At 67.5% G+C, this 24,854-nt stretch carries 19 protein-coding genes and 1 tRNA gene; 13 read left to right on the top strand and 7 right to left on the bottom strand.

Going from position 1 to position 24,854, the window contains the following annotated elements; translation table 11 throughout:
* Positions 1-5: 5 nt before the first annotated feature.
* The 7 genes from EHF44_RS12340 to EHF44_RS12310 are packed head-to-tail and all read left to right on the top strand — an operon-like array spanning position 6 to position 10,121.
* Positions 6-1,391, top strand: coding sequence for a NarK family nitrate/nitrite MFS transporter (locus tag EHF44_RS12340; RefSeq protein WP_124683997.1), 1,386 nt, complete (start codon positions 6-8; stop codon positions 1,389-1,391).
* Positions 1,392-1,434: 43 nt separating this feature from the next.
* On the top strand, positions 1,435-5,196 hold the full coding sequence (locus EHF44_RS12335; RefSeq protein ID WP_124683996.1) for a nitrate reductase subunit alpha: 3,762 nt from the start codon (positions 1,435-1,437) through the stop codon (positions 5,194-5,196).
* Positions 5,193-6,746: a nitrate reductase subunit beta gene (gene narH / locus EHF44_RS12330; protein WP_124683995.1), complete on the top strand. Its 1,554-nt coding sequence runs from the start codon at positions 5,193-5,195 to the stop codon at positions 6,744-6,746. Before EHF44_RS12335 ends, narH begins: the two co-directional genes overlap by 4 nt.
* A 19-nt stretch (positions 6,747-6,765) precedes the next feature.
* Entirely contained in the window at positions 6,766-7,434 is a 669-nt protein-coding gene (gene narJ, locus EHF44_RS12325; RefSeq protein ID WP_124683994.1) for a nitrate reductase molybdenum cofactor assembly chaperone, read from the top strand.
* A gap of 18 nt (positions 7,435-7,452) precedes the next feature.
* On the top strand, positions 7,453-8,136 hold the full coding sequence (narI, locus tag EHF44_RS12320; protein WP_124683993.1) for a respiratory nitrate reductase subunit gamma: 684 nt from the start codon (positions 7,453-7,455) through the stop codon (positions 8,134-8,136).
* 9 nt (positions 8,137-8,145) lie between these two features.
* On the top strand, positions 8,146-8,943 hold the full coding sequence (locus tag EHF44_RS12315) for a carbonic anhydrase (protein ID WP_124683992.1): 798 nt from the start codon (positions 8,146-8,148) through the stop codon (positions 8,941-8,943).
* Positions 8,940-10,121, top strand: a complete 1,182-nt coding sequence (locus EHF44_RS12310; RefSeq protein ID WP_124683991.1) for an NAD(P)H-dependent flavin oxidoreductase — start codon at positions 8,940-8,942, stop codon at positions 10,119-10,121. The genes EHF44_RS12315 and EHF44_RS12310 overlap by 4 nt, the downstream gene beginning before the upstream one ends.
* 595 nt (positions 10,122-10,716) lie before the next feature.
* On the opposite strand, the gene EHF44_RS12305 is transcribed toward EHF44_RS12310, so the two are convergent.
* A complete protein-coding gene (locus EHF44_RS12305; protein WP_124683990.1) occupies positions 10,717-12,000 on the bottom strand; it encodes a hypothetical protein in 1,284 nt (427 codons plus the stop codon).
* Positions 12,001-12,306: 306 nt separating this feature from the next.
* Here EHF44_RS12305 and EHF44_RS12300 point away from each other — a divergent pair, with 306 nt between their 5' ends.
* Positions 12,307-14,310 carry a type IV pili methyl-accepting chemotaxis transducer N-terminal domain-containing protein gene (locus EHF44_RS12300; protein WP_253699819.1) on the top strand — a complete coding sequence of 668 codons (2,004 nt, stop codon included), beginning with the start codon at positions 12,307-12,309 and terminating at the stop codon, positions 14,308-14,310.
* Positions 14,307-14,960 carry a response regulator gene (locus EHF44_RS12295; RefSeq protein WP_124683988.1) on the top strand — a complete coding sequence of 218 codons (654 nt, stop codon included), beginning with the start codon at positions 14,307-14,309 and terminating at the stop codon, positions 14,958-14,960. The genes EHF44_RS12300 and EHF44_RS12295 overlap by 4 nt, the downstream gene beginning before the upstream one ends.
* An 18-nt stretch (positions 14,961-14,978) precedes the next feature.
* Here EHF44_RS12295 and rpiA read toward each other — a convergent pair whose 3' ends face one another.
* The gene (gene rpiA, locus EHF44_RS12290; RefSeq protein ID WP_124683987.1) at positions 14,979-15,665 is read right to left on the bottom strand and encodes a ribose-5-phosphate isomerase RpiA; all 687 of its coding nucleotides are present in this window, start codon (positions 15,663-15,665) and stop codon (positions 14,979-14,981) included.
* Positions 15,666-15,845: 180 nt separating this feature from the next.
* Between rpiA and tal the strand changes: the two genes are divergently transcribed.
* The gene (gene tal, locus EHF44_RS12285) at positions 15,846-16,802 is read left to right on the top strand and encodes a transaldolase (protein WP_124683986.1); all 957 of its coding nucleotides are present in this window, start codon (positions 15,846-15,848) and stop codon (positions 16,800-16,802) included.
* 54 nt (positions 16,803-16,856) lie between these two features.
* Here tal and EHF44_RS12280 read toward each other — a convergent pair whose 3' ends face one another.
* The 3 genes from EHF44_RS12280 to rnr are packed head-to-tail and all read right to left on the bottom strand — an operon-like array spanning position 16,857 to position 21,005.
* Positions 16,857-17,597, bottom strand: coding sequence for an SIR2 family NAD-dependent protein deacylase (locus EHF44_RS12280; protein ID WP_124683985.1), 741 nt, complete (start codon positions 17,595-17,597; stop codon positions 16,857-16,859).
* Between the two features lie 3 nt (positions 17,598-17,600).
* The gene (gene rlmB, locus EHF44_RS12275; RefSeq protein WP_124683984.1) at positions 17,601-18,338 is read right to left on the bottom strand and encodes a 23S rRNA (guanosine(2251)-2'-O)-methyltransferase RlmB; all 738 of its coding nucleotides are present in this window, start codon (positions 18,336-18,338) and stop codon (positions 17,601-17,603) included.
* 45 nt (positions 18,339-18,383) lie between these two features.
* Complete coding sequence (gene rnr / locus EHF44_RS12270; RefSeq protein ID WP_124683983.1) at positions 18,384-21,005, bottom strand: ribonuclease R; 2,622 nt, start codon at positions 21,003-21,005, stop codon at positions 18,384-18,386.
* Positions 21,006-21,074: 69 nt separating this feature from the next.
* Here rnr and EHF44_RS12265 point away from each other — a divergent pair.
* The 3 genes from EHF44_RS12265 (at position 21,075) to EHF44_RS12255 (ending at position 22,694) form a co-directional block, all read left to right on the top strand.
* Positions 21,075-21,161, top strand: a tRNA-Leu gene (locus EHF44_RS12265).
* A 422-nt stretch (positions 21,162-21,583) separates the two neighbouring features.
* On the top strand, positions 21,584-22,018 hold the full coding sequence (locus EHF44_RS12260) for an Rrf2 family transcriptional regulator (RefSeq protein WP_124683982.1): 435 nt from the start codon (positions 21,584-21,586) through the stop codon (positions 22,016-22,018).
* Between the two features lie 64 nt (positions 22,019-22,082).
* The gene (locus tag EHF44_RS12255; RefSeq protein WP_124683981.1) at positions 22,083-22,694 is read left to right on the top strand and encodes an NAD(P)-dependent oxidoreductase; all 612 of its coding nucleotides are present in this window, start codon (positions 22,083-22,085) and stop codon (positions 22,692-22,694) included.
* 54 nt (positions 22,695-22,748) lie between these two features.
* Here EHF44_RS12255 and EHF44_RS12250 read toward each other — a convergent pair whose 3' ends face one another.
* Positions 22,749-23,318: a phosphoribosyltransferase gene (locus EHF44_RS12250; RefSeq protein ID WP_124683980.1), complete on the bottom strand. Its 570-nt coding sequence runs from the start codon at positions 23,316-23,318 to the stop codon at positions 22,749-22,751.
* A 133-nt stretch (positions 23,319-23,451) separates the two neighbouring features.
* On the bottom strand, positions 23,452-24,795 hold the full coding sequence (locus EHF44_RS12245; protein WP_124683979.1) for an adenylosuccinate synthase: 1,344 nt from the start codon (positions 24,793-24,795) through the stop codon (positions 23,452-23,454).
* Positions 24,796-24,854: the final 59 nt, after the last annotated feature.

The following is a 24,854-nucleotide window of genomic DNA, read 5'->3' as shown; positions in this document are numbered from 1 at the left end:
ACATCATGACCAGTACCGTACTGACCCGCTGGGAGCCCGAGAACGCGGCGTTCTGGCGCGCGCAAGGCGAGCGCATTGCCTACCGCAACCTCTGGATCTCGATACCCGCGCTGATGCTGGCGTTCGTGATCTGGATGCTCTGGAGCGTGGTGGCCGTGAACCTGGACCGCGCCGGCTTCCAGTTCACCAAGAACCAGCTGTTCTGGCTGACCGCACTGCCCGCGCTGTCCGGCGCCACGCTGCGCATCTTCTACTCGTTTCTGGTGCCGGTGTTCGGCGGCCGGCGCTTCACGGCCATCTCCACGGCGCTGCTGCTGATCCCGGCGCTGGGCATGGGCGTGGCGCTGCGCGACCCGTCCACCAGCTACCCGACGCTGCTGGTGCTGGCGCTGCTGTGCGGGCTGGGCGGCGCCAACTTCAGCTCGTCGATGGCCAACATCAGCTTCTTCTTCCCGAAGGCCAAGAAAGGGCTGGCGACGGGCCTGAATGCCGGCATCGGCAACCTGGGCGTGTCGGTGGTGCAGTTCGTCACGCCGCTGGTGGTGTCGGTGGCCGTGTTCGGCGCGCTGGGCGGCGAGCCGCAGACCTACCAGGCCAACGGCGCGGCGCAGAACCTGTGGCTGCAGAACGCGGGCTTCATCTGGGTGCCGTTCATCGTGGTGTCGGCGCTGGCGGCGTGGTTCGGCATGAATGACATCGCCGATGCCCGCGCGTCGTTCGCCGAGCAGGCCGTGATCTTCCAGCGCAAGCACAACTGGCTGATGTGCTGGCTCTATATCGGCACGTTCGGTTCGTTCATCGGCTTCTCGGCCGGGCTGGCGCTGCTGACCAAGTCGCAGTTCCCGGGCATCAACCCCACGGCCTACGCGTTCCTGGGGCCGCTGGTGGGCGCGCTGACGCGGCCGGTGGGCGGCTGGATCTCGGACAAGCTGGGCGGCGCCCGCGTCACGCTGTGGACGTTCATCGGCATGATCGGCGCGGTCTGCGCCGTGCTGGCGGCCCTGCCCCAGGACGGCCAGGGCGGCAGCTTCCAGGCGTTCCTGGCGGCGTTCATCGTCCTGTTCGCGCTGACGGGCATCGGCAATGGCTCGACGTTCCGGATGATCCCCGTGATCTTCCTGACCGAGCGCCAGCGCGCCGCCGCCGGCAAGGGCGACGCCGCGCAGAAGCAGGCGCTGCAGGACGCCGGCAAGGAATCGGCGGCCGTGCTCGGCTTCTCGGGCGCGATCGGTGCCTACGGCGGCTTCTTCATCCCCAAGAGCTTCGGTACCTCGCTGGAGATGACCGGCTCGGCCGACGCGGCGCTCTACTGCTTCATCGCCTTCTACCTGAGCTGCGTGCTGGTGACCTGGTGGTACTACGCACGCCGCAACGCCCCCATGCCCTGCTGACACTGGCGGCCCCTCACAAAAGCCCAAGCGGAGAACATAAGAAATGTCTCATTTTCTGGATCGATTGAAGTTCCTGTCGCGCGTGAAGTCCACGTACGCGGACGGGCATGGTGCGGTGGTCAGCGAGGACCGCACCTGGGAAAACGGCTACCGCAGCCGCTGGCAGCACGACAAGGTCGTGCGCTCCACGCACGGCGTGAACTGCACCGGATCGTGCTCGTGGAAGGTCTACGTCAAGAACGGGCTGATTACCTGGGAGACGCAGCAGACCGACTACCCGCGCACCCGGCCCGACCTGCCCAACCATGAGCCGCGTGGCTGCCCGCGCGGGGCGTCGTACAGCTGGTACGTCTATTCGGCCCAGCGCGTGAAGTACCCGCTGATCCGCGGCCGCCTGATGGAGATGTGGCGCGAGGCCCGCAAGACCATGGACCCGATCGCCGCCTGGGAATCGATCAGCCAGGACCCCGAGAAGGCCCGCTACTACAAGAGCGTGCGCGGCCAGGGCGGCTTTGTGCGCGCCGACTGGAACACCGCCACCGAGATGATCGCGGCGGCCAACGCGTTCACGGTCAAGCGCTTCGGGCCGGACCGCGTGATCGGATTTTCGCCAATTCCGGCCATGTCGATGGTGTCGTACGCCGCCGGCGCGCGCTATCTGAGCCTGATCGGCGGCGCGTGCCTGTCGTTCTACGACTGGTACTGCGACCTGCCGCCGGCCAGCCCGCAGATCTGGGGCGAGCAGACCGACGTGCCGGAATCGGCCGACTGGTACAACAGCACCTACCTGATGGTCTGGGGCTCCAACGTGCCGCAGACGCGCACCCCGGACGCCCACTTCTATACCGAGGTGCGCTACAAGGGCACCAAGACCGTGGCGGTGTCGTCGGATTTCGGCGAAATGGTCAAGTTCGGCGACATCTGGCTGGCGCCGAAGCAAGGCACCGACGCCGCGCTGGCCATGGCGATGGGCCACGTGGTGCTGAAGGAATTCCACGCGACCGGCAAGTCGTCGTACTTCCGCCAATACATCAAACAGTACACCGACATGCCGATGCTGGTGCTGCTGCGCGAGCAGGACGGCACGCTGGTGCCCGACCACTTCCTGCGCGCGTCGCACCTGGACGGCAGCCTGGACCAGTCCAACCATCCCGAATGGAAGACGCTGCTGATCGACGAGGCCAGCGGCGAGATCGTGGCCCCGAACGGCTCGATCGGCTTCCGCTGGGGCGAGGCCGCGCACGACGACGGCGCCCGGGTGGGCCGCTGGAACCTGGAGATGAAGGACGGCGGCAGCGGGCGGGCAATCGATCCGCGGCTGTCGCTGATCGGCCATGAGGACGAGGTGGCCGAGGTGGGCTTCCCGTACTTCGGCGGCGAGCACGACACCCTGCTGGCCCGCCGCGTGCCGGTGCGCCGCGTGACGCTGGCCGACGGCTCGGTGGCCCGCGTGGCCACGGTCTACGACCTGCAGATGGTCAACTACGGCGTGGACCAGGGGCTGGGCGGCCCCAACGTGGCCGCATCGTTCGACGACGACGTGCCGTACACCCCGGCCTGGCAGGAAAAGCACACGTCCGTGCCGCGCAAGCTGGTGATCCAGGTGGCGCGCGAGTTTGCCGACAACGCCGACCGCACCGAAGGCAAGAGCATGGTGATCGTGGGCGCGGCGCTGAACCACTGGTACCACAACGACATGATCTACCGCGGCATCATCAACCTGCTGATGATGTGCGGCTGCGTGGGCAAGAGCGGCGGCGGCTGGGCGCACTACGTCGGCCAGGAAAAGCTGCGGCCGCAGTTCGGCTGGGCGCCGCTGGCGTTTGGCACCGACTGGTCGCGCCCGCCGCGCCAGATGAACGGCACGTCGTTCTTCTACAACCATACGAGCCAGTGGCGCCATGAAAAGCTGGGCGTCGACGAGATCCTGGCGCCCACGGCCGACCGCCGGCGCTACGACAACCTGTCGCTGCTGGACCTGAACGCCAAGTCCGAGCGGATGGGCTGGCTGCCGTCGGCCCCGCAGCTCGGCCGCAACCCGCTGGATGTGGTGGCCGACGCCCGCGCCGCCGGCAAGGACCCGGTGGCGCACACCGTCGAGCAGCTCAAGTCCGGCGCGCTGCAGTTTGCCTGCGACGACCCCGACAACCCGGCCAACTTCCCGCGCAACATGTTTGTGTGGCGCTCGAACATCCTCGGCAGCTCGGGCAAGGGGCACGAATACTTCCTGAAGTACCTGCTCGGCACGCAGAACGCCGTGTTCGGCGACGAGAACGACGCGATCAAGCCCAGCGAGGTGACCGTCCGCCCGGCCGCCGAAGGCAAGCTGGACCTGCTGACCGTGCTGGACTTCCGCATGAGCACCACGTGCCTGTACGGCGACATCGTGCTGCCGACGGCCACCTGGTACGAGAAGGACGACCTGAACACGTCGGACATGCACCCGTTCATCCACCCGCTGTCCGAGGCCGTGCAGCCGCTGTGGGAAAGCAAGACCGACTGGGAAATCTACAAGGCCATCGCCAGCAAGTTCACCGAACTGGCGGGCCCGTACCTGGGCACCCGCGAGGACCTGGTCTGCACCCCGCTGCTGCACGACACGCCGGGCGAACTGGGCCAGCCGTTCGAGCCGAAGGACTGGAAGCACGGCGAGTGCGACCTGATCCCGGGCAAGACGGCGCCGTCGATGACCGTGGTGGAGCGCAACTACGCCGACATCTATCGCAAGTTCACGTCGATCGGCCCGCTGCTGGACAAGCTGGGCAACGGCGGCAAGGGCATCAACTGGGACACCAAACACGAGGTGCACGAGATTGGCCAGTTGAGCAAGACCGTGACCGAGCCCGGCGTGAGCCAGGGCCGGCCGCGGCTGGAGACGGCCATCGACGCCGCCGAGATGATCCTGACCTTCGCGCCCGAGACCAACGGCCACGTGGCCGTCAAGGCGTGGGACGCGCTGTCCAGGATCACCGGCCGCGACCACACCCACCTGGCCACGGGCCGCGAGCACGACAAGATCCGCTTCCGCGACGTGCAGGCGCAGCCGCGCAAGATCATCTCGGCGCCGACGTGGTCGGGGCTGGAATCCGAGGAAGTCAGCTACAACGCCGGCTACACCAACGTCCACGAGCTGATTCCCTGGCGCACGCTGACCGGCCGCCAGCAGTTCTACCAGGACCACCGCTGGATGCTCGACTTTGGCGAGGGCGCGTGCGTCTACAAGCCGGCCATCGACACCAAGACGGTAAGCCCGATGCTGGGCCGCAAGCCCAACGGCAACCCGGAGCTGGTGCTGAACTGGATCACGCCGCACCAGAAATGGGGCATCCACTCCACGTACTCGGACAACCTGCGCATGCTGACGCTGTCGCGCGGCGGCCCGCACGTCTGGATCTCGGAAGTCGAGGCCAAGGCCAACGGCATCCGCGACAACGACTGGGTGGAAGTCTTCAACGTGAACGGCACGCTGACCGCCCGCGTGGTGGTGTCGCAGCGCGTGCCCCAGGGCATGTGCCTGATGTATCACGCGCAGGAAAAGATCGTGAACGTGCCCGGTGCCGAGACCAGCGGCATGCGCGGCGGCATCCACAACTCGGTCACGCGGGCCGTAACCAAGCCCACGCACATGATCGGCGGCTACGCCCAGCTGGCCTACGGCTTCAACTACTACGGCACGGTTGGCAGCAATCGTGACGAATTTGTGATTCTCCGCAAGATGAACAAGGTGGACTGGCTCGAAGGGCCGCGCCCGGCGGAACCCGCCCCCCAAACCCAGGCAGACAAGACTGAAGGAGCATGGCAATGAAGACCCGCGCGCAAGTGGCCATGGTGCTGAACCTCGACAAGTGCATTGGCTGCCATACCTGCTCCGTGACCTGCAAGAACGTCTGGACCAGCCGCGAGGGCGTGGAGTACGCCTGGTTCAACAACGTCGAGACCAAGCCGGGTGTGGGCTTTCCGAAGGAATGGGAGAACCAGGACAAGTGGAACGGCGGCTGGAAGCGCCAGGCCGACGGCAGCCTGACCCCGCGCCAGGGTGGCAAGGGCAAGATCCTGTCCAACATGTTCGCCAACCCGAACCTGCCCCAGATCGACGAGTACTACGAGCCGTTCACCTACGACTACGAGCACCTGCAGAAGGCCCCGCTGGTGCAAACGCCGCCCACCGCGCGGCCGGTGTCGGCCATCACGGGCAAGAAGATGGACAAGATCCACTGGGGCCCGAACTGGGAAGACGACCTGGGCGGCGAGTTTGACGCGCGCAGCCGCGACAAGCTGTTCGACAACATCCAGAAGGACATGTACTCGACGTTCGAGAACACCTTCATGATGTACCTGCCCCGGCTGTGCGAGCACTGCCTGAACCCGACCTGCGTGGCGTCGTGCCCGTCCGGGTCGGTCTACAAGCGCGAGGAAGACGGCATCGTGCTGGTGGATCAGGACAAGTGCCGCGGCTGGCGCATGTGCATCTCCGGCTGCCCGTACAAGAAGATCTACTTCAACTGGCAGAGCGGCAAGGCCGAGAAATGCGTGTTCTGCTATCCGCGCATCGAGGCCGGCCAGCCCACCGTCTGCTCGGAAACCTGCGTCGGCCGCATCCGCTACCTGGGCGTGATGCTGTACGACGCCGACCGCATCGAGCAGGCCGCGGCCGTGGCCGACGAGCGCGACCTCTACCAGTCGCAGCTCGACGTGTTCCTGGACCCGCACGACCCGGCCATCCAGGCCGAGGCGCTGCGCCAGGGCATCCCCCAGAACTGGCTGGACGCCGCGCGCAAGTCGCCCGTCTACCGGATGGCCGTGGAATGGAAGGTTGCCTTCCCGCTGCACCCCGAGTACCGGACGCTGCCGATGGTCTGGTACATCCCGCCGCTGTCGCCGATCCAGTCGGCCGCCGAGGCCGGCTTCATGGGCATGAACGGGGTGATCCCGGACGTGGCCAGCCTGCGCATCCCGGTGAAGTACCTGGCCAACCTGCTGACCGCCGGCGACGTGATGCCGGTGCTGGGCGCGCTGGAGAAGATGCTGGCGATGCGGGCGTTCAAGCGCAGCCAGTCGGTCGACGGGGTACAGGACCTGGCCGTGCTCGAACAGGTGGGCCTGACGCCCGCGCAGGTCGAGGACATGTACCAGACCATGGCCATCGCCAACTACGAGGACCGCTTCGTGGTGCCGGCATCGCACAAGGAACTGACCGAGGACAGCTTCGACGAGAAAGGCAGTTGCGGCTTCAGCTTCGGCAACGGCTGCTCGGGCGGCACGTCGGACGGCACGCTGTTCGGCAAGAAGAAGCCGCAGCCCGCCGTGGCCTACGCCGACCTGCCCCGCTCGCGCCGCAAGGCGCTGGCCACCTGAGGCCCACCGGAGAACGACCATGACGATTCATCGCGTATTGAGCGCCGTGCTGAGCTACCCCGAGCAGCCACTGCTGGACGGCCTGGGGGACATCGACTGGGCCCTGGCCGAGTGGCCGCAGGCCCGCGGCATGCTGGCGCCGCTGCTGGACGTGCTGCGCCACGAGCCGCTGATCCGCCTGCAGGAAAACTACGTGGCCACCTTCGACCGCAACCCGGCGCATTCGCTGCACCTGTTCGAGCACGTGCACGGCGAGAGCCGCGACCGCGGCCAGGCGATGGTGGACCTGCTGGAGGAATACCGGCGCGACGGCTTCGACATGACATCGGCCGAGCTGCCCGACTACGTGCCGCTGTTCCTGGAATACCTGGGCGCGCTGGTCATGGACGGCAAGGACGAACGCGCCGAGCAACTGCTGGGCGACGCGATCCACGTGCTGGCCGCCATCGGCGACCGCCTGGCGCGCAACGAAAGCCCGTACGCGGCGGTGTTCCACGTGCTGCGCACGCTGACCGACACCCAGCCGCAGCCCCAGGAAGACCCACCGGTGCGCGACATGGACGAGGCGCTGGAAACCTTCGGCCCCGGCGCCGACGGCGTGGAACCGCTGCTGGCGCGCAAGCCGGAGGTGGAGCCCGTGCGCTTCTACCCGCGCGACCGCGCCACGCCGACCCCGATCAACCCCTGACATCCGAGGACCCTCACCATGAACCTGGTCCACCAGTTCCTGTTCGGCATCTACCCGTACATCGCGGCGGCCATCTTCCTGTTCGGCAGCCTGGCGCGCTTCGAGCGCGAGCAGTACACCTGGAAGTCCGACAGCTCGCAGGTGCTCTATCGCGGCAACCTGCGCATGGGCAACATCCTGTTCCACGTGGGCATCCTGGGCCTGTTCTTCGGCCACATGGTCGGGCTGCTGACGCCGGTGGCGGTGTGGGACGCGCTGGGCGTCTCCCACGGCTTCAAGCAGGGCGTGGCGATGGTGGCCGGCGGCGTGATGGGCACGATGTGCCTGGCCGGGCTGCTGATCCTGCTGCATCGCCGGCTGACCAACGCGCGGGTTTCCGCCGTGACCCGCACCGGCGACAAGGTGCTGCTGCTGTGGCTGCTGGTGACGCTGCTGCTGGGGCTGTCGACCATCTTCGCGTCGGCCAGCCACATGGACGGCCACATGATGCTGCAGCTGATGACCTGGGCCCAGCACATCGTCACACTGCGCGCCGATGCCGCCAGCTACGTCGCCGATGCCCCGCTGATCTTCAAGGCGCACCTGTTCATGGGCATCTCGCTGTTCGCGATCTTCCCGTTCACGCGGCTCGTGCACGTGTGGAGCGGCTTTGCCTCGGTGACGTACCTGGGGCGGGCCTGGCAGCTTGTGCGCAGCCGCTGAGGGGCCCGGATGCACGCGATCGAGCGCCTGCTGAAAGGGTTCGAGCGCTTCCAGCAGCACTATTTCGAGGAGGCGCCGGCCCTGTACGACGCGCTGCGGGCCGGCCAGCATCCCCAGACCCTGCTGATCGGCTGCAGCGATTCCCGCGTCGACCCGGGGCTGCTGCTGGGCAGCGACCCGGGCGACCTGTTCACGGTGCGCAACGTGGCCAACCTGGTGCCGCCGTGCCACGAAACCGAGAGCGGGCGGCTGCACGGCGTGTCCGCCGCCATCCAGTTCGCGGTGGAGCAGCTGCGCGTGGCCCGGATCATTGTCATGGGTCATAGCGGCTGCGGCGGAATTCGCGCATTGTTGGCCCGGCCCGCGGCGGACGGCGACACGCCGGCGCCGCGGCAGGACTTTATCGGCCCGTGGGTGCGGATTGCCGCACCGGCCCGGCACCTCGTGGACCAGACCATGCCCGACGCCAGCGCCGACCAGCGCCAGCACGCGTGCGAGCAGGCATCGATCCTGGTATCGCTACGCAACCTCGAATCGTTCCCGTTCGTGCGCGATGCCCGCGAGCGCGGTGCGCTGACGCTGCACGGCTGGTACTTCGACATCGCCGCCGGGGCGCTGCTGGCCTACTCGGACCGCGCCGACAGCTTCCTGCCGCTGGTCTGCCCGCTGCCCGCCGCCCATCCGGGCGGCATCAGGAACCGGCTGCGCCCCACCCGGCGCCGCGACGGCGCCCGCACGGACGGCGAGGCGGACGGCAAGGCGGCACGGTCCAACGTCGACCCAACACTTTCCGGAATGGACACATGAAAGATCTCTGGCTGAAACTTGCCGGCCGACGCCTGCTGCCGCTCGTCCAGGGCGGCATGGGCATCGGCATCTCCGCCCATCGGCTGGCGGGCACCGTGGCCGCCCACAACGGCGTCGGCACGATCGCCAGCATCGACCTGCGCCACCATCATCCCGACCTGATGGCCCGGACACGTGGCACGCGGGACAAGGAGAAGATCGAGGCCGCCAACCGCGTGGCGCTGGACCGCGAGATCCAGGCGGCGCGCGCGCTGTCGGCCGGCCGCGGCCTGATCGCGGTCAACGTGATGAAGGCTGTCGGCTCCCACGCGCAAATGGTGCGGCAAGCCTGCGAGAGCGGCGCCGACGCGATCGTCATGGGCGCCGGGCTGCCGCTGGACCTGCCCGAACTGGCCGCCGGCCATCCCAAGGTGGCGCTGATTCCGATCCTGTCCGAGACGCGCGGCATCGGACTGGTACTGCGCCGGTGGATGAAGAAGGGCCGGCTGCCCGACGCCATCGTCATCGAGCACCCGGCACACGCCGGCGGCCACCTTGGCGCGGCGACGATCGAGGACCTCGGCCACGAACGCTTCTCGTTCGGACGCGTGCTGAACGAGTGCCGCGAACTGTTCCATTCGCTCGGCCTGGCATGGGACAGCATCCCGCTGATCCTGGCCGGCGGCATCAACACACACGAAAAGGTGCGCCACTGGCTGGGCGAAGGCGCCGCCGCCGTGCAGCTGGGCACCGCGTTCGCCGTGACCGAGGAATCGGACGCCCATCCCGCATTCAAGCAGGTCCTGGCGACGGCATCTCCCGACGACATCCGCGAGTTCACCAGCGTCGCCGGCCTGCCCGCCCGGGCCGTGCTGACACCGTGGCTGTCCCGCTACCTGGCCAGCGAAACCCGCCTGCAGCGCCGTGCCAAGCCGCGCGACTGCCTGGAAGGATTCGACTGCCTGCAAGCATGCGGCCTGCGCGACGGCGTGGCAAAGATCGGCCAGTTCTGCATCGACCTGAAACTCGCCCAGGCCGTCCGCGGCGACGTCGAGCGCGGGCTGTTCTTCCGCGGCAAAGGCAAGCTACCGTTCGGCGAAGCCATCCGCCCGGTGGCCGAGCTGATGCACTACCTGCTGACGGGCGAGAAGCCAGCGGCGGTGGCAGGGGGTAATGGGGTGGCGGTGGTGGGTGTTTGAGGGGTGAACATGATCGGTTCACCTGAGGACCCAGGGCTGTGCACTGAGTAATGCGAAGACTACGCATCGCCGCAGCTTTCGTATGCGTCTCGTGGTCAGGAGCAAGTTCAGCTGATAGCGGCCTGTGCTCGTCAAGCGAGACCGTCATCTTCCATTGCGAACTGGCGAATAGAACCGCCGCGATATGCCAGACGAAGGACAGCCGATCGTTTATATATCGCCACGCCAGGAAATCAGGGATTGATCTCGAAGTATCTGATGCCGGCGCGGAGCCGAAGACACGATTCTATTTCAGCAACACCCCTTATGCTGGCGGCGGCGAGGCGCACATCAGATTTTCAAGAGGCAAATACGATTACTACTTGTATGACCGGGTCGTCAGACACGATGACGGGCCGCGAACAAGCGCGGGGATGGTGATATACAAGGCGCGTAAAAGAGTGTCTTCCTTACATTGCACCAATGATGCCTCAATACATCAGAATGCATACTCCAACATGGAAACGGAAGCATACGAAGATATTGACAATTAGCCGCGCGTTCACCGGCAATGTGGGGCGCGAAGATTCTTTCGTTGGGCTCAGCAAAAAAACTGCTACCCACCCCCCCACACCCCACACTGCCGACGCACAACCCACATGCGCCGCAGCGCGCCTAGCAACTGGACACCCAGCATCGCGTTAGCAGCCGCGAACAAGCATCCCCCCACCTTCGCCAGCGCTTCCGGTGCCATGGGCAGCGCGAGCAGTGCTGCGAAGGCTGCCAGCAACACCATCGCTTGCTGGCGTTGGCGGTGGGGCTGGATGATGGCCTGCATGACGGGGATCTTTGCGCGCGGCGGTAGCATGCGGCGCAGATGGAGCCACACCAGGAACGGGACGATCTTGCCGAGCATGGCCGTGACCGGCAGCGCGCCGCAGCCGATCAGGGCCAGGACGCCGATTACCCATGGCAATGCCGGCGCGGGATGGAACTGGGCGACGGCGGCCAGCGTCGCGGCGGTGGACATGCTGGCCGATGCGGTGAGCCAGAGTAGCCAATGCGGGTCGTGCCGGCGGCGGGCGCGCAGCAGTGTGATCAGCATCGCCATGCCGAGGATGACGATGAAAGCGAGGTACGGCAGCAGCGCGTAGCGGGCGATGGCGCCCTCGCCTGCCGTCACGACGGCGAGGCTGAAAGCCAGCAGCAACAGCCAATGCGCCATCGGCAGGCAGCGCTGCAGCGAGGCCGGCAGGCGTCGCGCCTGCCAGAACATCGGCAGGACGGTCGTTGCCACGCCGGTCACCAGGGCGCCCAGCCAGCCGCCGAGCCCCCACGCCACGTGCAGGGGCAGCACTGTCGATACCGGCAACTGCCACCAGCCGCCGAGCGTGCCCGCCAATGCGATGCCTGCGGCGACTGTCGCCAGCAACGGCGCGCCGATCCATGCCAGCGTGCGCGTCGTGGCATCGACGCGCATCACGCGCCGCCCCGCCGTCAGCAGGACCATCGCCACCGCGAGTGGAAACAGCGCCATCGCGGCGGCCCAGCGGAAGGCCGCACCGCCAGCGCCGAGGAAGCCGGCCGACAAGGCAGTCGCCATGCCAACTCCGGCCAGGGCGACGAACGGTGCGATCCATCGCACGCGCGGCACCGGCACACGGGCGATCACCGGCATCATCTGGAATAGTGCGCCAAGCATCACCGGCAGCAGCATCGCCAACGCGACCATATGGACCGACGCCAGCGCCAGCGGCGCAAAGCGGTGCGGCAAGCCGTCGGCGGGCCCGAGCGCCAGCAACAGCCCGGCGGCCGCGCCCAGCCACGGGGCGGGCATCAGGCAACCGAACACCACGGCAGGCCGCGGGGTGCGCGCGTAATCGAGATTGACGGCCTTCATGGGGATCGCCCGCGCCAGTCGGCGTCGAAAAACGCCGATTGTCCGCCGCCGTGGCGGGCCGCTTCAATAGCGGCGGGTCATCTACGCCACAGTCGGCCGTCGATCGCCGACTTATTGATCTGGCGCAGAAACGGCAGGCCCCGACGGGCCGAAAATCAGCGCGAGGTTGTGCCCGCCCCCTTGCGCCAGCCTGCATCCATGTCAGCTTTCGCCTCCCACCCCTCGACCGAATCCCCGCCCCAGGCATCCCAGACACCCGACGGCCCATCCGATCCTCCCTCGGCAGCCTTCCCGGACACGGCTCACGTGTCCGAAACCGTGCAGCTCACGCCGCTGCGCTACCGGTTGTCGACGCGGATCATCCTGCTGTCGCTCGTGTCGCTGCTTGCCGTGCTGGCGATGATCGCCGGCACGCTCTACCTGTCGTGGAAGCTCGAAGGTGCCGGCGCCGCCATCAACGATGCCGGCAGCCTGCGGATGCGCGCCAATCGCGTCGCCATCGAACTGTCGCTGTCGGCAGCCGGCAAACCCCATACCCTGACCAGCCAAATTGCCGCGCTGGACCGCACCCTGGCGCAACTGCGCAAGGGCAATCCGGCGCGGCCGCTGTTCGTGCCCGACGATCCGGCGATCCATGCGCAACTGGAAGCCGTGCTGGCCGACTGGTCCGAGCGGCTCAAGCCGATGGCGCTGGCGGGGCAGGCCGCCGCCTACGTGCAGGCGCTGCCCGGCTTCGTCGACCAGGCGGACCGGCTGGTCGGCCAGATCGAGCAGAACAGCGCGCGCAAGACCGACATGCTGCGGCTGTCCCAGGTGGGCCTGGCGGCGATGGCGTGCGTGGGCACGGTGGCCGTGATCTACCTGCTCTATCTCTGGATCATCCTGCCCGTGCTGCGGCTGCAGGATGGCCTGCGCCGCATGGCCAGCCGCGAGTTCTCGCTGCGGCTGCCGGTGGAAACGCGCGACGAGTTCGGCACGCTGAACGCCGGCTTCAACCGGATGGCCGCCGAGCTGCAGGACCTCTACCACGACCTCGCCGCGCGCGTGACCAGCAAGACCGCCGAACTGGCGCGCCAGAACCGCGACCTCGAATCGCTGTACGACATGGCCGCGTTCCTGAACCAGGCCGGCGACGCGGAAACGCTGGCGCGCGGCTTTCTGGAACGCGTGCTGCAGCAGTTTGGCGCCGATGGCGGCACGGTCCGGGTCTACGACGCGCGGCAGGGGCGGCTCCATCGGCTGGCGGCCGTCGGGCTGTCGGCCACGCTGGCCGACAACGACCACTGCGCGGACATCGACGCCTGCCATTGCGGCCGCGCCACGCACACCGGCATCGTCACCGTGGCGGATCTGCGGCGGGCCGTGCTGCCCGATATGTTTGCCGAAGCGATGCCCGTCCCTGCCCCGTCGAACGGCGCGCTCTCGCCGTGCCGCAGCGAAGGGTTCCTGTCGATGGCCGCCTTCCGGCTGGACACGCTGCACGGCCCGGCCGGCACGCTGACGCTGCACTTCCGCGTGGCGCGCGAACTGCCGCCGTCGGACCGCCAGTTGCTGGAAACGATGGCCCAGCACCTGGCAACCGCGCTCGAACACGTTCGACTGTCGGCCAGCGCGCGGCAACTGGCCGTCGTGGAAGAGCGCAATCTCGTGGCGCAGGGGCTGCACGACAGCATCGCGCAGGGCCTGAATTTTCTGAATCTGCAAGTGCAGTTGCTGGAAGACGCCGTGGAGCGTGGCGCCGATGCCGAGGTGCACGACATCATCCCGCTGCTGCGGCATGGCGTGGAGGAAAGCTACCAGGATGTGCGCGAACTGCTGCACAACTTCCGCTCGCGGCTGACCACGGGCGACCTGCGGCCGGCCGTGGAGGAAACGGTGGCGCGCTTCCGGCGCCAGTGCCGCACCGAGGCCACGCTCACGATGGATGACAAGGGGCTGCCGCTGCAGCCGGAGCACCAGTTGCAGGTGCTGTTCATCCTGCAGGAGGCGTTGTCGAACGTCCGCAAGCACGCCATGGCCGAGCACGTGACGATCACGATCCGCCACGGCCGCGTGTTCCAGCTCGTGGTGCAGGACGATGGCGACGGCTTCGACGCGAGCCGGCTGGCGCAGCGCGACGCCAGCCATATCGGCCTGCACATCATGCGCGAACGCGCGGCACGGCTGGGCGCCCGGCTGGCCATCGACGCCCGGCCGGGGCTGGGCGTCCGCATCGAACTGACCCTGCCGCGCGACGACATGCCCCCGTCGCGCGGCGCCCCGCCCGCCGGGCAACGGCGCCAGGCGCCACAGGAGGAACCCGCATCATGACCATCCGTATCCTGCTGATCGACGACCACACGCTGTTCCGGTCGGGCATCCGGGCGCTGCTGCAGCGGCAGACGGACTTCGAGATCGTCGACGAGGCGGCCGACGGCGTGGAGGGCATCAAGCGCGCCAAGCAGCACCGGCCCGACGTGATCCTGCTGGACCTGAACATGCCGGGGCTGTCGGGGCTGGAAGCGCTGCAACTGCTCGTGGAGGACCTGCCGGACAGCGCCGTGATTGTGCTGACCGTATCGGAGGAAGCCGAGGAACTGGCCACGGCGCTACGCAGCGGCGCGCGCGGCTACCTGCTCAAGAACATCGAGACCGAGGCGCTGACCAGCGCCATCCGCCGCGCGGCGGCCGGAGAACCGGTGATTTCCGAGGCCATGACCGCCAAGCTGGTGCAGCAGTTCCGGGCACCGCCAGTGCCGGTCCCGCCCGGGCGCGGCCAGGACAGCGCGCCGCTGACCGCACGCGAGCGCGACATCGTCAACGGGCTGGTGCGGGGCGAAAGCAACAAGGAGATTGCGCGGGAACTGGGCGTGGCCGAGAGCACGGTGAAGATCCACGTGCAGAACATCCTGAAGAAGCTCAACCTCGCCAGCCGCGTGCAGGTGGCGGTCTACGCGGTCGAGCACGGGCTGGCCGGCTGACCGCGCGGGGGCATCCGCTCAGTAGTCGGTGCGCTGCACGCCCTGCTCGGTGCCCAGCAGCAGCACGTTGGCGCCACGCAGCGCGAACAGGCCCACCGTCACCACGCCGGGCAGCTGGTTGATGCGCGATTCGAGACCCTTCGGATCGTCGATCTTCAGCCCGGCGACATCGAGGATCACATTGCCGTTGTCGGTCTTGTAGATGCCGCCTTCCTTGGTCATACGCAGGCGCGGCTGGCCGCCCAGCGCGGCCAGTTGGCGCGCCACGGCCGCGCGTGCCATCGGGATCACCTCCACCGGCAGCGGGAACGTGCCCATGACGGGCACCAGCTTGCTGCCATCGGCGATGCAGACAAAGCGGTCGGCCACGGCCGCGACGATCTTCTCGCGCGTCAGCGCGCCGCCGCCGCCCTTGATCATGGCGCCCGAGGCGTCGATCTCGTCGGCGCCATCGACGTAGACGGGGATGCTGTCCACCTCGTTGAGGTCCAGCACCTTGAAGCCGTGCTGCTGCAGGCGGCGGGTGGACGCCTCGGAGCTGGACACGGCGCCGCTGAAGCGCTCCTTGAACGCCGCCACGGCGTCGATGAAGAGATTGGCGGTCGAGCCCGTGCCCACGCCGAGCACGGCCCCTTCGGGCACTTCCTGCTTCACATAGTCCGCGGCAGCTTGCGCGACCAGCGCCTTGAGTTCATCCTGAGTCATGACAACAGCCAGAAAAGCGTTGGGAAAGCGCGTAGTGTAGCGGATCGCGGCCGGCGGCCCCGCCCTGGCCGGGAATACCGCGCCGGCGTTGCCGAACCGGTTGCCGCCTGGCGCGACGCCGTTACAATGGCCCATTCCCGGCGCCCTTCCAGCCGACTTCTTCCAGACGGAACCCAGACCATGAACGCGCTCGAACAACTGAAGCAGTTCACCACGGTGGTCGCCGACACCGGCGACTTCCAGCTCATGAAGCAGTACACCCCGCAGGACGCGACCACCAATCCGTCGCTGATCCTCAAGGCCGTCCAGAAGCCCGAGTACCGGCCCCTGCTGGAACAGGCCACGCGCGACCATCACGGTGCCGCCGGCGTGGAAGCGGTGATGGATCAGCTACTGATCGCCTTCGGCTGCGAGATCCTGGCGATCGTGCCCGGCCGCGTGTCGACCGAGGTGGATGCGCGGCTGTCCTTCGACACGCAGGCAACCGTCGCCAAGGCGCGCCACCTGATCGGCCTGTACGAGCAGCGCGGCGTGGCGCGCGAGCGCGTGCTGATCAAGATTGCGTCGACCTGGGAAGGCATCAAGGCCGCCGAGATCCTGCAGCGTGACGGCATCCGCTGCAACATGACACTGCTGTTCTCGCTGGCCCAGGCCGTGGCGTGCGCGGAAGCCGGCGCGCAACTGATCTCGCCGTTCGTCGGCCGGATTCTGGACTGGTACAAGAAACAGGCCGGCGACAAGTGGGACGCCGACGCCAATGCCGGCGACAACGACCCCGGCGTCCGCTCGGTGCGCCAGATCTACGACTACTACAAGAAGTTCGGCTACGCGACCGAGGTCATGGGCGCCAGCTTCCGCAGCACGGGTCAGATCCTGTCGCTGGCCGGATCGGACCTGCTGACGATCAGCCCCGAGCTGCTGGAGCAACTGGCGGCCAGCGACGCCCAGGTCGACCGCAAGCTGTCGGTCGAGCAGGCGCAGGCAGCCAACATCGCGCGCATCGCCGCCGACGAGGCGGCTTTCCGCTGGCAACTGAACGAGGATGCGATGGCGACCGAGAAGCTGTCGGAAGGCATCCGCCTGTTTGCGGCGGACGCGGTCAAGCTGGAAAAGCTCGTCGCCGAACTGGCGGGCTGAAGGAACTGAGGAGCCTGAGGGGCCTGAGGGGGCGGGAGGCCGAAGGGCCGAGGGTCAGGTGGCTGGCGGCCAGAGCTTTGGCAGCGCGTCACCGGCCGCGGCCGACACCACCAGGTCGGCCGTCTGGTCCAGCGCCGACGGCTGCGGGTTCACGACGATGACCCGGGCGCCGTGCTCTTTCGCCAGGCCCGGCAGTGCCGCGGCCGGATAGACCAGTCCCGAAGTCCCCACCACCAGACAGAGATCGCACGTCTGCGCCGCGTGATCGGCCCGGAAGCGGGCCACGCGCGGCAGGTCCTCGCCAAACCAGACCACACCGGGGCGCATCATCGCGCCGCATAGCGCACAGTGCGGCGGATCGCCGGCCACGGGCGGCACGGTGTCGCACCGGCCGCAGCTATCGAGCCACTTGTTGGCGAACAGGTTGCCGTGCAGCTCCACCACGTGCTCGCTGCCGGCCTGCTGGTGCAGCCCGTCGATATTCTGCGTAATCAGCGTTACCGATTTCTGCCTGGCCAGCGCCGCCAGCGCGTAGTGCGCGGGATTCGGCCGGGCCGCCGCCACCAGCTCGCGCCGGTGCTGGTACCACTGCCACACCAGCGCCGGCTGGCGCCGGTAGGCGACCTCCGTGGCCAGTTCCTCGGGATCGAAGCGGGCCCAGAGGCCGGTCAGCGCGTCGCGGAACGTCGGTACGCCCGACTCGGCGGAAATCCCCGCGCCGGTCAGCACGAAGATGTTTTGCGCCGTGGCGATCCACGTGCGGGCCTGCTCCAGCGTGGCGGCATCCCCGGCCATGCGTCAGCCCCGGCGCTGGCGGACCGCCTCGTACAGGCACACGCCGCTGGCCACCGACACGTTCAGGCTTTCCACGCCGCCCGCCATCGGGATGGCGACCAGGTCGTCGCACGTCTCGCGCGTCAGGCGGCGCATGCCCTCGCCTTCCGCACCCATGACGATTGCCGTCGGGCCCTTCAGGTCCACGTCGTAGAGCGCCTTCTCGGTGCCGTCGGCCGTGCCGACGACCCAGACGCCGCGCTCCTGCAGCTCGCGCAGCGTGCGGGCCAGGTTGGTCACGGTGATATAGGGAACGGTTTCGGCCGCGCCGCTGGCAACCTTCGCCACGGTGGCGTTCAGGCCGACGCTGCGGTCTTTCGGCGCGATCACGGCATGGGCGCCGGCGCCATCGGCCACGCGCAGGCACGCGCCGAGGTTATGCGGATCGGTGACGCCATCGAGCACCAGCAGCAGCGGCGTGCCTTCGATGCCGTCCAGCAGTTCGTCCAGGTTCAGCGCCAGCGAGATATCGTCCGCGCGTGCCACCACGCCCTGGTGGCGGTCGGTGCCGGCCATGCCGCGCAGGCGGTCGGCGTCGACGGGATGCAGCGTCACGCCAAGACTCTCCGCCAGGCGGATGAAGTCCTGCATGCGGCGGTCCTTGCGGTTCGCTTCGATGTAGATGTCGGAGACGCTCTGCGCGTTCTGGCGCAGGCGGGCGTTGACGGCGTGAAAGCCGATCAGAAGTTTGTGTTTGGCCATGGCGCGCATTGTACCCGCCATGGCCTTTCCACAACGCCGATTTGCTTACCGCTTGCGGGCCGGGCGTCCCGTCTTGCCAGCCGGCTTGGCCGGCCGCTTGGCCGCCGCCTTGCGCGGCGTCTTCAGGTGCGCGGGCTTGGGCTTGGCCGCACGCTTTTCCGGCTTGCCGGCCGGCGCCTTGCGGCCCGGATGTGCGGCATGTCCGACATTGGCTTCACGCGGCTTGACCGGCGTGATCACCGCTTCGAACACGGGTTGCTCTTCGATCACGCGGTCGAGCGTTTCGTCGAACGATTCCTCCGGCTTCGACGTTCCGCCCAGCAGCGCCGCCAGCTGGCGGCCCTTCTTGCGCGCCGGCACCGCGTGGGCGGCCGGTACGCGCGGCTGTTCGGGCACGCCGGCGCGGGCGCGCAGCGTCTTGGCCGACGGCTCCTGCACCAGGCGGAAGTCGATCTTGCGCGCGTCCAGGTCCACGCGGGACACCTGCACGCGCACGCGATCGGTCAGCCGGTAGCGGATGCCGGTGCGCTCGCCGCGCAGTTCGTTGCGCGCCTCGTCGTACTGGAAGTAGTCGCTGCCCAGTTCGGTCACGTGCACCAGCCCCTCCACGTACAGCTCGTCGAGCTGCACGAAGATGCCGAACGAGGTAACCGCGCTGATCGTGCCGGCGAAGTCGCTGCCGAGCTTGTCGCGCATGAAGTAGCACTTCAGCCAGGCTTCGACGTCGCGCGAGGCTTCGTCCGCGCGGCGTTCGTTGGCCGAGCAGTGCAGCCCCAGTTCGTCCCAGATGCCCTCGTCGCGGCGGGCGCGGGCGGCGGCGTTCTCGGCGCGCTTCTCGGCGTCGGCCGCCTGCATGCGGCGTGCCTTCGGCGAAATCTGCGTGTTCAGCTCGGTGCCCGTCACAAAGGCCGGGCGGTACTTCGTATGCGCCAGGATCGCCTTGATCGAGCGGTGCACCAGCAAGTCCGGATAGCGGCGGATCGGACTGGTGAAGTGGGCGTAGGCCTCGTACGCCAGGCCAAAGTGGCCGATGTTGTCCGGGCTGTAGACGGCCTGCTGCATCGAGCGCAGCAGCATCGTTTGCAGCATCGGCGCGTCGGGGCGGGACTTGATCTTGTCCATCACCTCGGCGTAATCCGATGCCTGCGGCTTGTCGCCACCGCCCAGCGACAGCCCGGCCGTGCGCAGGAATTCGCGCAGGTTCTTGAGCTTTTCCTCGCTCGGCCCCGCGTGGATGCGGAACAGCGCCGGATGCTTGAAGCGCTCAAGGAAGTCGGCCGCGCAGACGTTGGCCGTCAGCATGCATTCCTCGATCAGCCGGTGGGCGTCGTTGCGGGTGCGCGGCAGGATCTGCTCGATCTTGCCCTGCGCGTTGCAGACGATGTAGGTCTCGGTGGTGTCGAAGTCGATCGCGCCGCGCTCGCGCCGGGCCTTGAGCAGGACCTGGAACAGTTCGTACAGGTTCTGCAGGTGCGGCACCAGCTCGGCGCGCTTGTGCGCCTCCGGGCCCTTGGTGTTCGACAGAACGGCCCAGACCTCGTTGTAGGTCAGCCGCGCGGCCGAGTGCATGACGGCCGGGTAGAACTGGTACCCCTTCAGCTCGCCCTTGGCCGTGATCACGGCGTCGCAGACCATGCAGAGGCGGTCGACGTTCGGGTTCAGCGAGCAGAGGCCGTTCGACAACTTCTCGGGCAGCATCGGGATCACGCGCCGCGGGAAGTAAACCGACGTGGCACGGTCCAGCGCGTCGGCGTCCAGCGGCGTGCCGGGCCGCACGTAGTGCGACACGTCGGCAATTGCCACGATCAAGCGCCAGCCCTTGGTGCGGCCGATCTTGACCGGCTCGCAGTAGACCGCGTCGTCGAAATCGCGCGCATCCTCGCCGTCGATCGTCACCAGCGGCACGTCGCGCAGGTCGATCCGGTGATCCAGATCGGCGTCGCGCACCTCGTCGGGCAGTGCCTGGGCTTCCTTGGCGGCGGCGGCCGAGAACTCGTGCGGCACGCCGTACTTGCGCACCGCGATCTCGATTTCCATGCCGGGGTCGTCGATCTCGCCCAGCACCTCCACCACGCGGCCCACGGGCTGCACGTAGCGGTCCGGCCATTCGACCAGCTCGACGCTGACCACCTGGCCGACGCGGGCCTTGCCCTGCGCCTTGGGCGGGATCAGGATGTCCTGCCCGATGCGCTTGTCCTCGGGCGCCACCACCAGCACGCCGTTTTCGGACAGCAGGCGGCCGATCACGAAGCGGTTGGCGCGCTCGACGATCTCGACGATCTGCCCCTCGGGACGGCCGCGACGGTCGTACCCCACCACGCGCACCTGCGCGCGGTCGTTGTGCATGGCCTTCTGCAGTTCGCGCTCGGGCAGGAAGATGTCGTCCTCGCCGTCGTCGCGGATCAGGAAGCCAAAGCCATCGCGATGGCCCTGCACGCGCCCGACCACGAAGTTCGGTTGATGGGCCAGCTCGTAGCGGCCCTTGCGATTCAGTTCGATCTGGCCGTCGCGCTCCATGGCGGCGAGCCGTTTCTGAAAGCCGTCATGCTCCTTGCGCGTGACGGCCAGGGCCTTGGCGATATCGCCGGCCGACAGGGGCGACCCCGAAGTTCTCAGTACGCCGAGGATTTCTTCCCGGCTGGGGATCGGATAGTTGTTCTGATTCAATTTTTCTCGAAACTATTTGACAAACGTTTGACGGTCGCTATAATGGCCGCTTCGGTTGTTTCGACACCTGCCCAGGTGGCGGAATTGGTAGACGCACTAGGTTCAGGTCCTAGCGGTGGCAACACTGTGGAGGTTCGAGTCCTCTCCTGGGCACCATCTTCGAGACCCTGCTCCACGAGCAGGGTCTTTTCATTTGTACGCCCAGGAAGGGACATCCTTGAGGACGTCCCGCGGGGACTCGAATGGGTTGCGCCTGCCAGCGCAACCCCGGGGTCGCGCCCCGGTGACCGAGTCCTCTCCTGGGCACCAGAGATTCAGCGAGAAACCCGCAACGCACGTTGCGGGTTTTTTGTTTTTGCGTCGCCGAATCGTTCAAACCCTCTCCTCTCGTTGCCTTGTCCATCGCTCGTTTCTTACAGCGAGCCGTGGATGAGTGTATCAGTTTCAGTGTCGATTCCGGCATTATCTCGCCATCTTCCCCCATTCCATCGCCAAAAATACATCGGCCTGTGCCGCCAAATCACCGGTTGACGGCCAGGGCATCTGTAACTATTATGGTTTCACATTGAGATTTCCGCATGAGCACCAGTAGCCGGTTCGCCGTCGCCGTTCATATCCTTACCCTGCTGGCACAGGCCGAAGGCCCGGTGCCGTCGTCGATGATCGCCGGCAGCGTCGGTACCAACCCGGCGCTGATCCGGCGCATGATCAGCGCGCTGACCGGGGCGGGGTTCGTGACGACGACGATGGGCAGCACCGGCGGCGCGATGCTGGCGCGGCCGGCGTCCGCCATCACGCTGCTCGACGTGTTCCGCGCCACCGAGACCACCGCGCTGATCACGCTGCACCAGAGCGCGCCTAATCCGGCGTGCATGGTCGGCCGCGAGATCACGGGCGCGCTGCAGACGGTGGCCGATCGCGCCCAGGCGGCCATGGATGCCTCGCTGCAGGCCATCACGATTGCCAGCATGCTCGACGAGGTCGAACATGCGGCCCGGCGCCGCAAGCGCTGATTTTTTTACCCCAATGTGTAACCGATATGGTTTCACATCAATCCTGATCCAAAAGGAGTCGAACATGAAGATCGCCATCATCGGTGCCACCGGCAACGTCGGCAGCCGCCTGACCGAGGAGGCTGTGCGGCGCGGCCATGCAGTGACCGCCCTCGCCCGCAAGGCGTCGGCACTACCCGCCCGCGACGGCGTCACGACCCGCGACGTCGACATCGCCGACGCCCCGGCCCTGACGCAGGCCCTGGCTGGCCACGACGTCGTCATCAGCACCGAGCGGTTCCTGCAGACCAGCGCGGCCCAGATCACCGCGGCGGTCAAGGCGGCGGGCGTGCGGCGTCTGCTCGTGGTGGGCGGCGCGGGCAGCCTGTACGTGGCGCCGGGCGTGCAACTGGTCGATACGCCGAGCTTTCCCGATGCCTACAAGGCCGAGGCGTCGGCAGGTCGCGATTTTCTGAATGCGTTGCGGGGCGAGACGTCGCTGGACTGGACGTTCCTGTCGCCGTCCGCCCTGTTCACGCCGGGCGAACGGACGGGCCGGTTCCGCCTGGGGAAGGACGATCTGCTCACCGCCGCAGACGGCAAGAGCTGGATCTCCATGGAAGACTATGCCATCGCCATGCTCGACGAAATCGAGCAGCCCAGGCATGTGCGGGAGCATTTTACGGTGGGGTACTGATGCCCCGGACCCACCCTCCCCGTGCGGGAGCGTGGGCCGGCGCGGCGCCGCGCGTCAGGCGGCGCTGTCGTCTTCCAGCAGGCTGGCGCGCTTGCCGCGCTTGAGCCAGGCAGCCAGATTGTGCGGGCGCAGCGTGTCGTATTCCTCGAACGGCTGGTGGATCCAGGGGTTCGACGGCAGGAACGTCACGTGGTAGTCCGGCTCGACCTTCGAGCACGCCTTGTACCAGAGCACGGCCGAACGCACGTCGGTCACGGCCGGATAGCGCTCCTTCAGGTGACGGCCCACGCGTTCCAGCGTCACGCCGGAATCGACCAGGTCATCGACCAGCAGGATCTTGCCGGACAGTTCGCCACGGGTCATCGTGATGTACTGCGCGATGTCCAGGTCGCCCTGCTGGGTGCCGGCTGCCTCGCGGTACGAGCTGGTGGCCAGGATGGCCAGCGGCACGTCGAAGATCCGCGACATCTGGTCGCCCACGCGCAGGCCGCCACGGGCCAGGCACAGGATCTTGTCGAACTTCCAGCCCGACTCGTGCACGTTCAGCGCCAGACGCGCGATCAGGCGGTGGTATTCATCCCAGGAGACCCACAGGTTCTCTTCGTCATTGGTTGGCAGGTTCATGGCGTCTTTTCTGCTATGGGCCGCGTCGGGCCCGTTTGATAAAGCATCGGCCCGCTGGTCGCGGGCCGAATGGCTTTTGTGAGGCCGCGACGCTCATGGCGCCACGGTCATGCTCACGGAGACTTCCGTCGCGTCAGGCGACCTGGTACGGATGGCGCAGCAGGATCGTCTCGTCGCGGTCCGGGCCGGTCGAGATCATGTCGATCGGAATGCCGACCACTTCCTCGATCCGCTTCAGGTACACGCGGGCCGCTTCCGGCAGCGCGTCCCAGGTCTTCACGCCGAACGTCGACTCGTTCCAGCCCGGGAATTCCTCGTAGATCGGCTTGCAGTTCGCCACGGCGTCCGAGCCGCGCGGCAGGATGTCCACCTGCTTGCCGTCCAGTTCATAGCCGACGCAGAGGTTGATCGCCTCCAGGCCGTCCAGCACGTCCAGCTTGGTCATGCACAGGCCCGACACGCCGTTGATCTGCACCGAGCGCTTGAGCGCGGCGGCATCGAGCCAGCCCGTGCGGCGCGGACGGCCGGTAACCGAGCCGAATTCCTTGCCGACGTTGGCCAGGCGCACGCCCACGGCGTCCTGGCGGGCCGGGTTGTCGTTGTCGTACAGCTCGCTCGGGAACGGACCGGCGCCAACGCGCGTGCAGTAGGCCTTGGTGATGCCGAGGATGTAGTTCAGGCGGCCCGGGCCGACCCCGGCACCTGCGGCGGCCGCACCGGCCACGCAGTTGCTCGACGTGACGAACGGGTACGTGCCATGGTCCACGTCCAGCAGCGTGCCCTGGGCGCCTTCGAACATCAGGTTGCCGCCGGCCGCGTTCACGGCGTACAGCTCGGCCGACACATCGGCCACCATCGGCTTCAGGCGCGGCGCGTAGGCCAGCATTTCGTCCAGGATCTGCTGGTAGTCCACCGCTTCGGCGCCCAGGTACTGGGTCAGCATGAAGTTGTGGAAGTCCACGTTCTCGCGCAGGCGCTCGGCAAAATGCTGCGGATCGAACAGGTCCTGCACGCGCAGCGCGCGGCGGGCAACCTTGTCCTCGTAGGCCGGGCCGATGCCGCGGCCCGTGGTACCGATCTTGGCGGCGCCACGGCGGGCTTCGCGCGCCTTGTCGATGGCCACGTGGTACGGCAGGATCAGCGTGGTGGCTTCGGAAATGCGCAGGCGGTTCTGCACCTGCAGGCCGGCGCCCTCCAGTTCCTCGATCTCACGGAACAGCGCCTCGGGCGACAGCACGACGCCGTTGCCGATGTAGCAGACGGTGCTCTCGCGCATGATTCCCGACGGGATCAGTCGCAGGATGGTCTTCTTGCCGCCGATGATGAGCGTGTGGCCAGCGTTGTGGCCGCCCTGGAACCGCACCACGCCTTTTGCATGATCGGTAAGCCAATCGACGATTTTTCCCTTGCCTTCGTCACCCCACTGGGTTCCGATCACGACGACATTGCGTCCCTGGCCTACTGCGGATGCGGACATGTTGAATTGGTCAGAAGGTTAAAAACGTATTCTACTCTCGTTGTTCTACGGTTCCGGCT

Origin of the sequence: Cupriavidus pauculus (genome assembly GCF_003854935.1) — a bacterium.
Taxonomy (GTDB): Bacteria; Pseudomonadota; Gammaproteobacteria; order Burkholderiales; family Burkholderiaceae; genus Cupriavidus; species Cupriavidus pauculus_C.
Note: the sequence above shows the minus strand (reverse complement) of the source record. Positions and strands in the feature narration are given on the sequence as shown.

Excerpts from the sequence above, each read along its gene's own strand:
- EHF44_RS12340 (WP_124683997.1), top strand. The coding sequence starts at position 6 with ATGACCAGTACCGTACTGACCCGCTGGGAGCCCGAGAACGCGGCGTTC.
- EHF44_RS12335 (WP_124683996.1), top strand. The coding sequence starts at position 1,435 with ATGTCTCATTTTCTGGATCGATTGAAGTTCCTGTCGCGCGTGAAGTCC.
- narH (WP_124683995.1), top strand. The coding sequence starts at position 5,193 with ATGAAGACCCGCGCGCAAGTGGCCATGGTGCTGAACCTCGACAAGTGC.
- narJ (WP_124683994.1), top strand. The coding sequence starts at position 6,766 with ATGACGATTCATCGCGTATTGAGCGCCGTGCTGAGCTACCCCGAGCAG.
- narI (WP_124683993.1), top strand. The coding sequence starts at position 7,453 with ATGAACCTGGTCCACCAGTTCCTGTTCGGCATCTACCCGTACATCGCG.
- EHF44_RS12315 (WP_124683992.1), top strand. The coding sequence starts at position 8,146 with ATGCACGCGATCGAGCGCCTGCTGAAAGGGTTCGAGCGCTTCCAGCAG.
- EHF44_RS12310 (WP_124683991.1), top strand. The coding sequence starts at position 8,940 with ATGAAAGATCTCTGGCTGAAACTTGCCGGCCGACGCCTGCTGCCGCTC.
- EHF44_RS12305 (WP_124683990.1), bottom strand. The coding sequence starts at position 12,000 with ATGAAGGCCGTCAATCTCGATTACGCGCGCACCCCGCGGCCTGCCGTG.
- EHF44_RS12295 (WP_124683988.1), top strand. The coding sequence starts at position 14,307 with ATGACCATCCGTATCCTGCTGATCGACGACCACACGCTGTTCCGGTCG.
- rpiA (WP_124683987.1), bottom strand. The coding sequence starts at position 15,665 with ATGACTCAGGATGAACTCAAGGCGCTGGTCGCGCAAGCTGCCGCGGAC.
- tal (WP_124683986.1), top strand. The coding sequence starts at position 15,846 with ATGAACGCGCTCGAACAACTGAAGCAGTTCACCACGGTGGTCGCCGAC.
- EHF44_RS12280 (WP_124683985.1), bottom strand. The coding sequence starts at position 17,597 with ATGGCCGGGGATGCCGCCACGCTGGAGCAGGCCCGCACGTGGATCGCC.
- rlmB (WP_124683984.1), bottom strand. The coding sequence starts at position 18,338 with ATGGCCAAACACAAACTTCTGATCGGCTTTCACGCCGTCAACGCCCGC.
- EHF44_RS12260 (WP_124683982.1), top strand. The coding sequence starts at position 21,584 with ATGAGCACCAGTAGCCGGTTCGCCGTCGCCGTTCATATCCTTACCCTG.
- EHF44_RS12255 (WP_124683981.1), top strand. The coding sequence starts at position 22,083 with ATGAAGATCGCCATCATCGGTGCCACCGGCAACGTCGGCAGCCGCCTG.
- EHF44_RS12250 (WP_124683980.1), bottom strand. The coding sequence starts at position 23,318 with ATGAACCTGCCAACCAATGACGAAGAGAACCTGTGGGTCTCCTGGGAT.
- EHF44_RS12245 (WP_124683979.1), bottom strand. The coding sequence starts at position 24,795 with ATGTCCGCATCCGCAGTAGGCCAGGGACGCAATGTCGTCGTGATCGGA.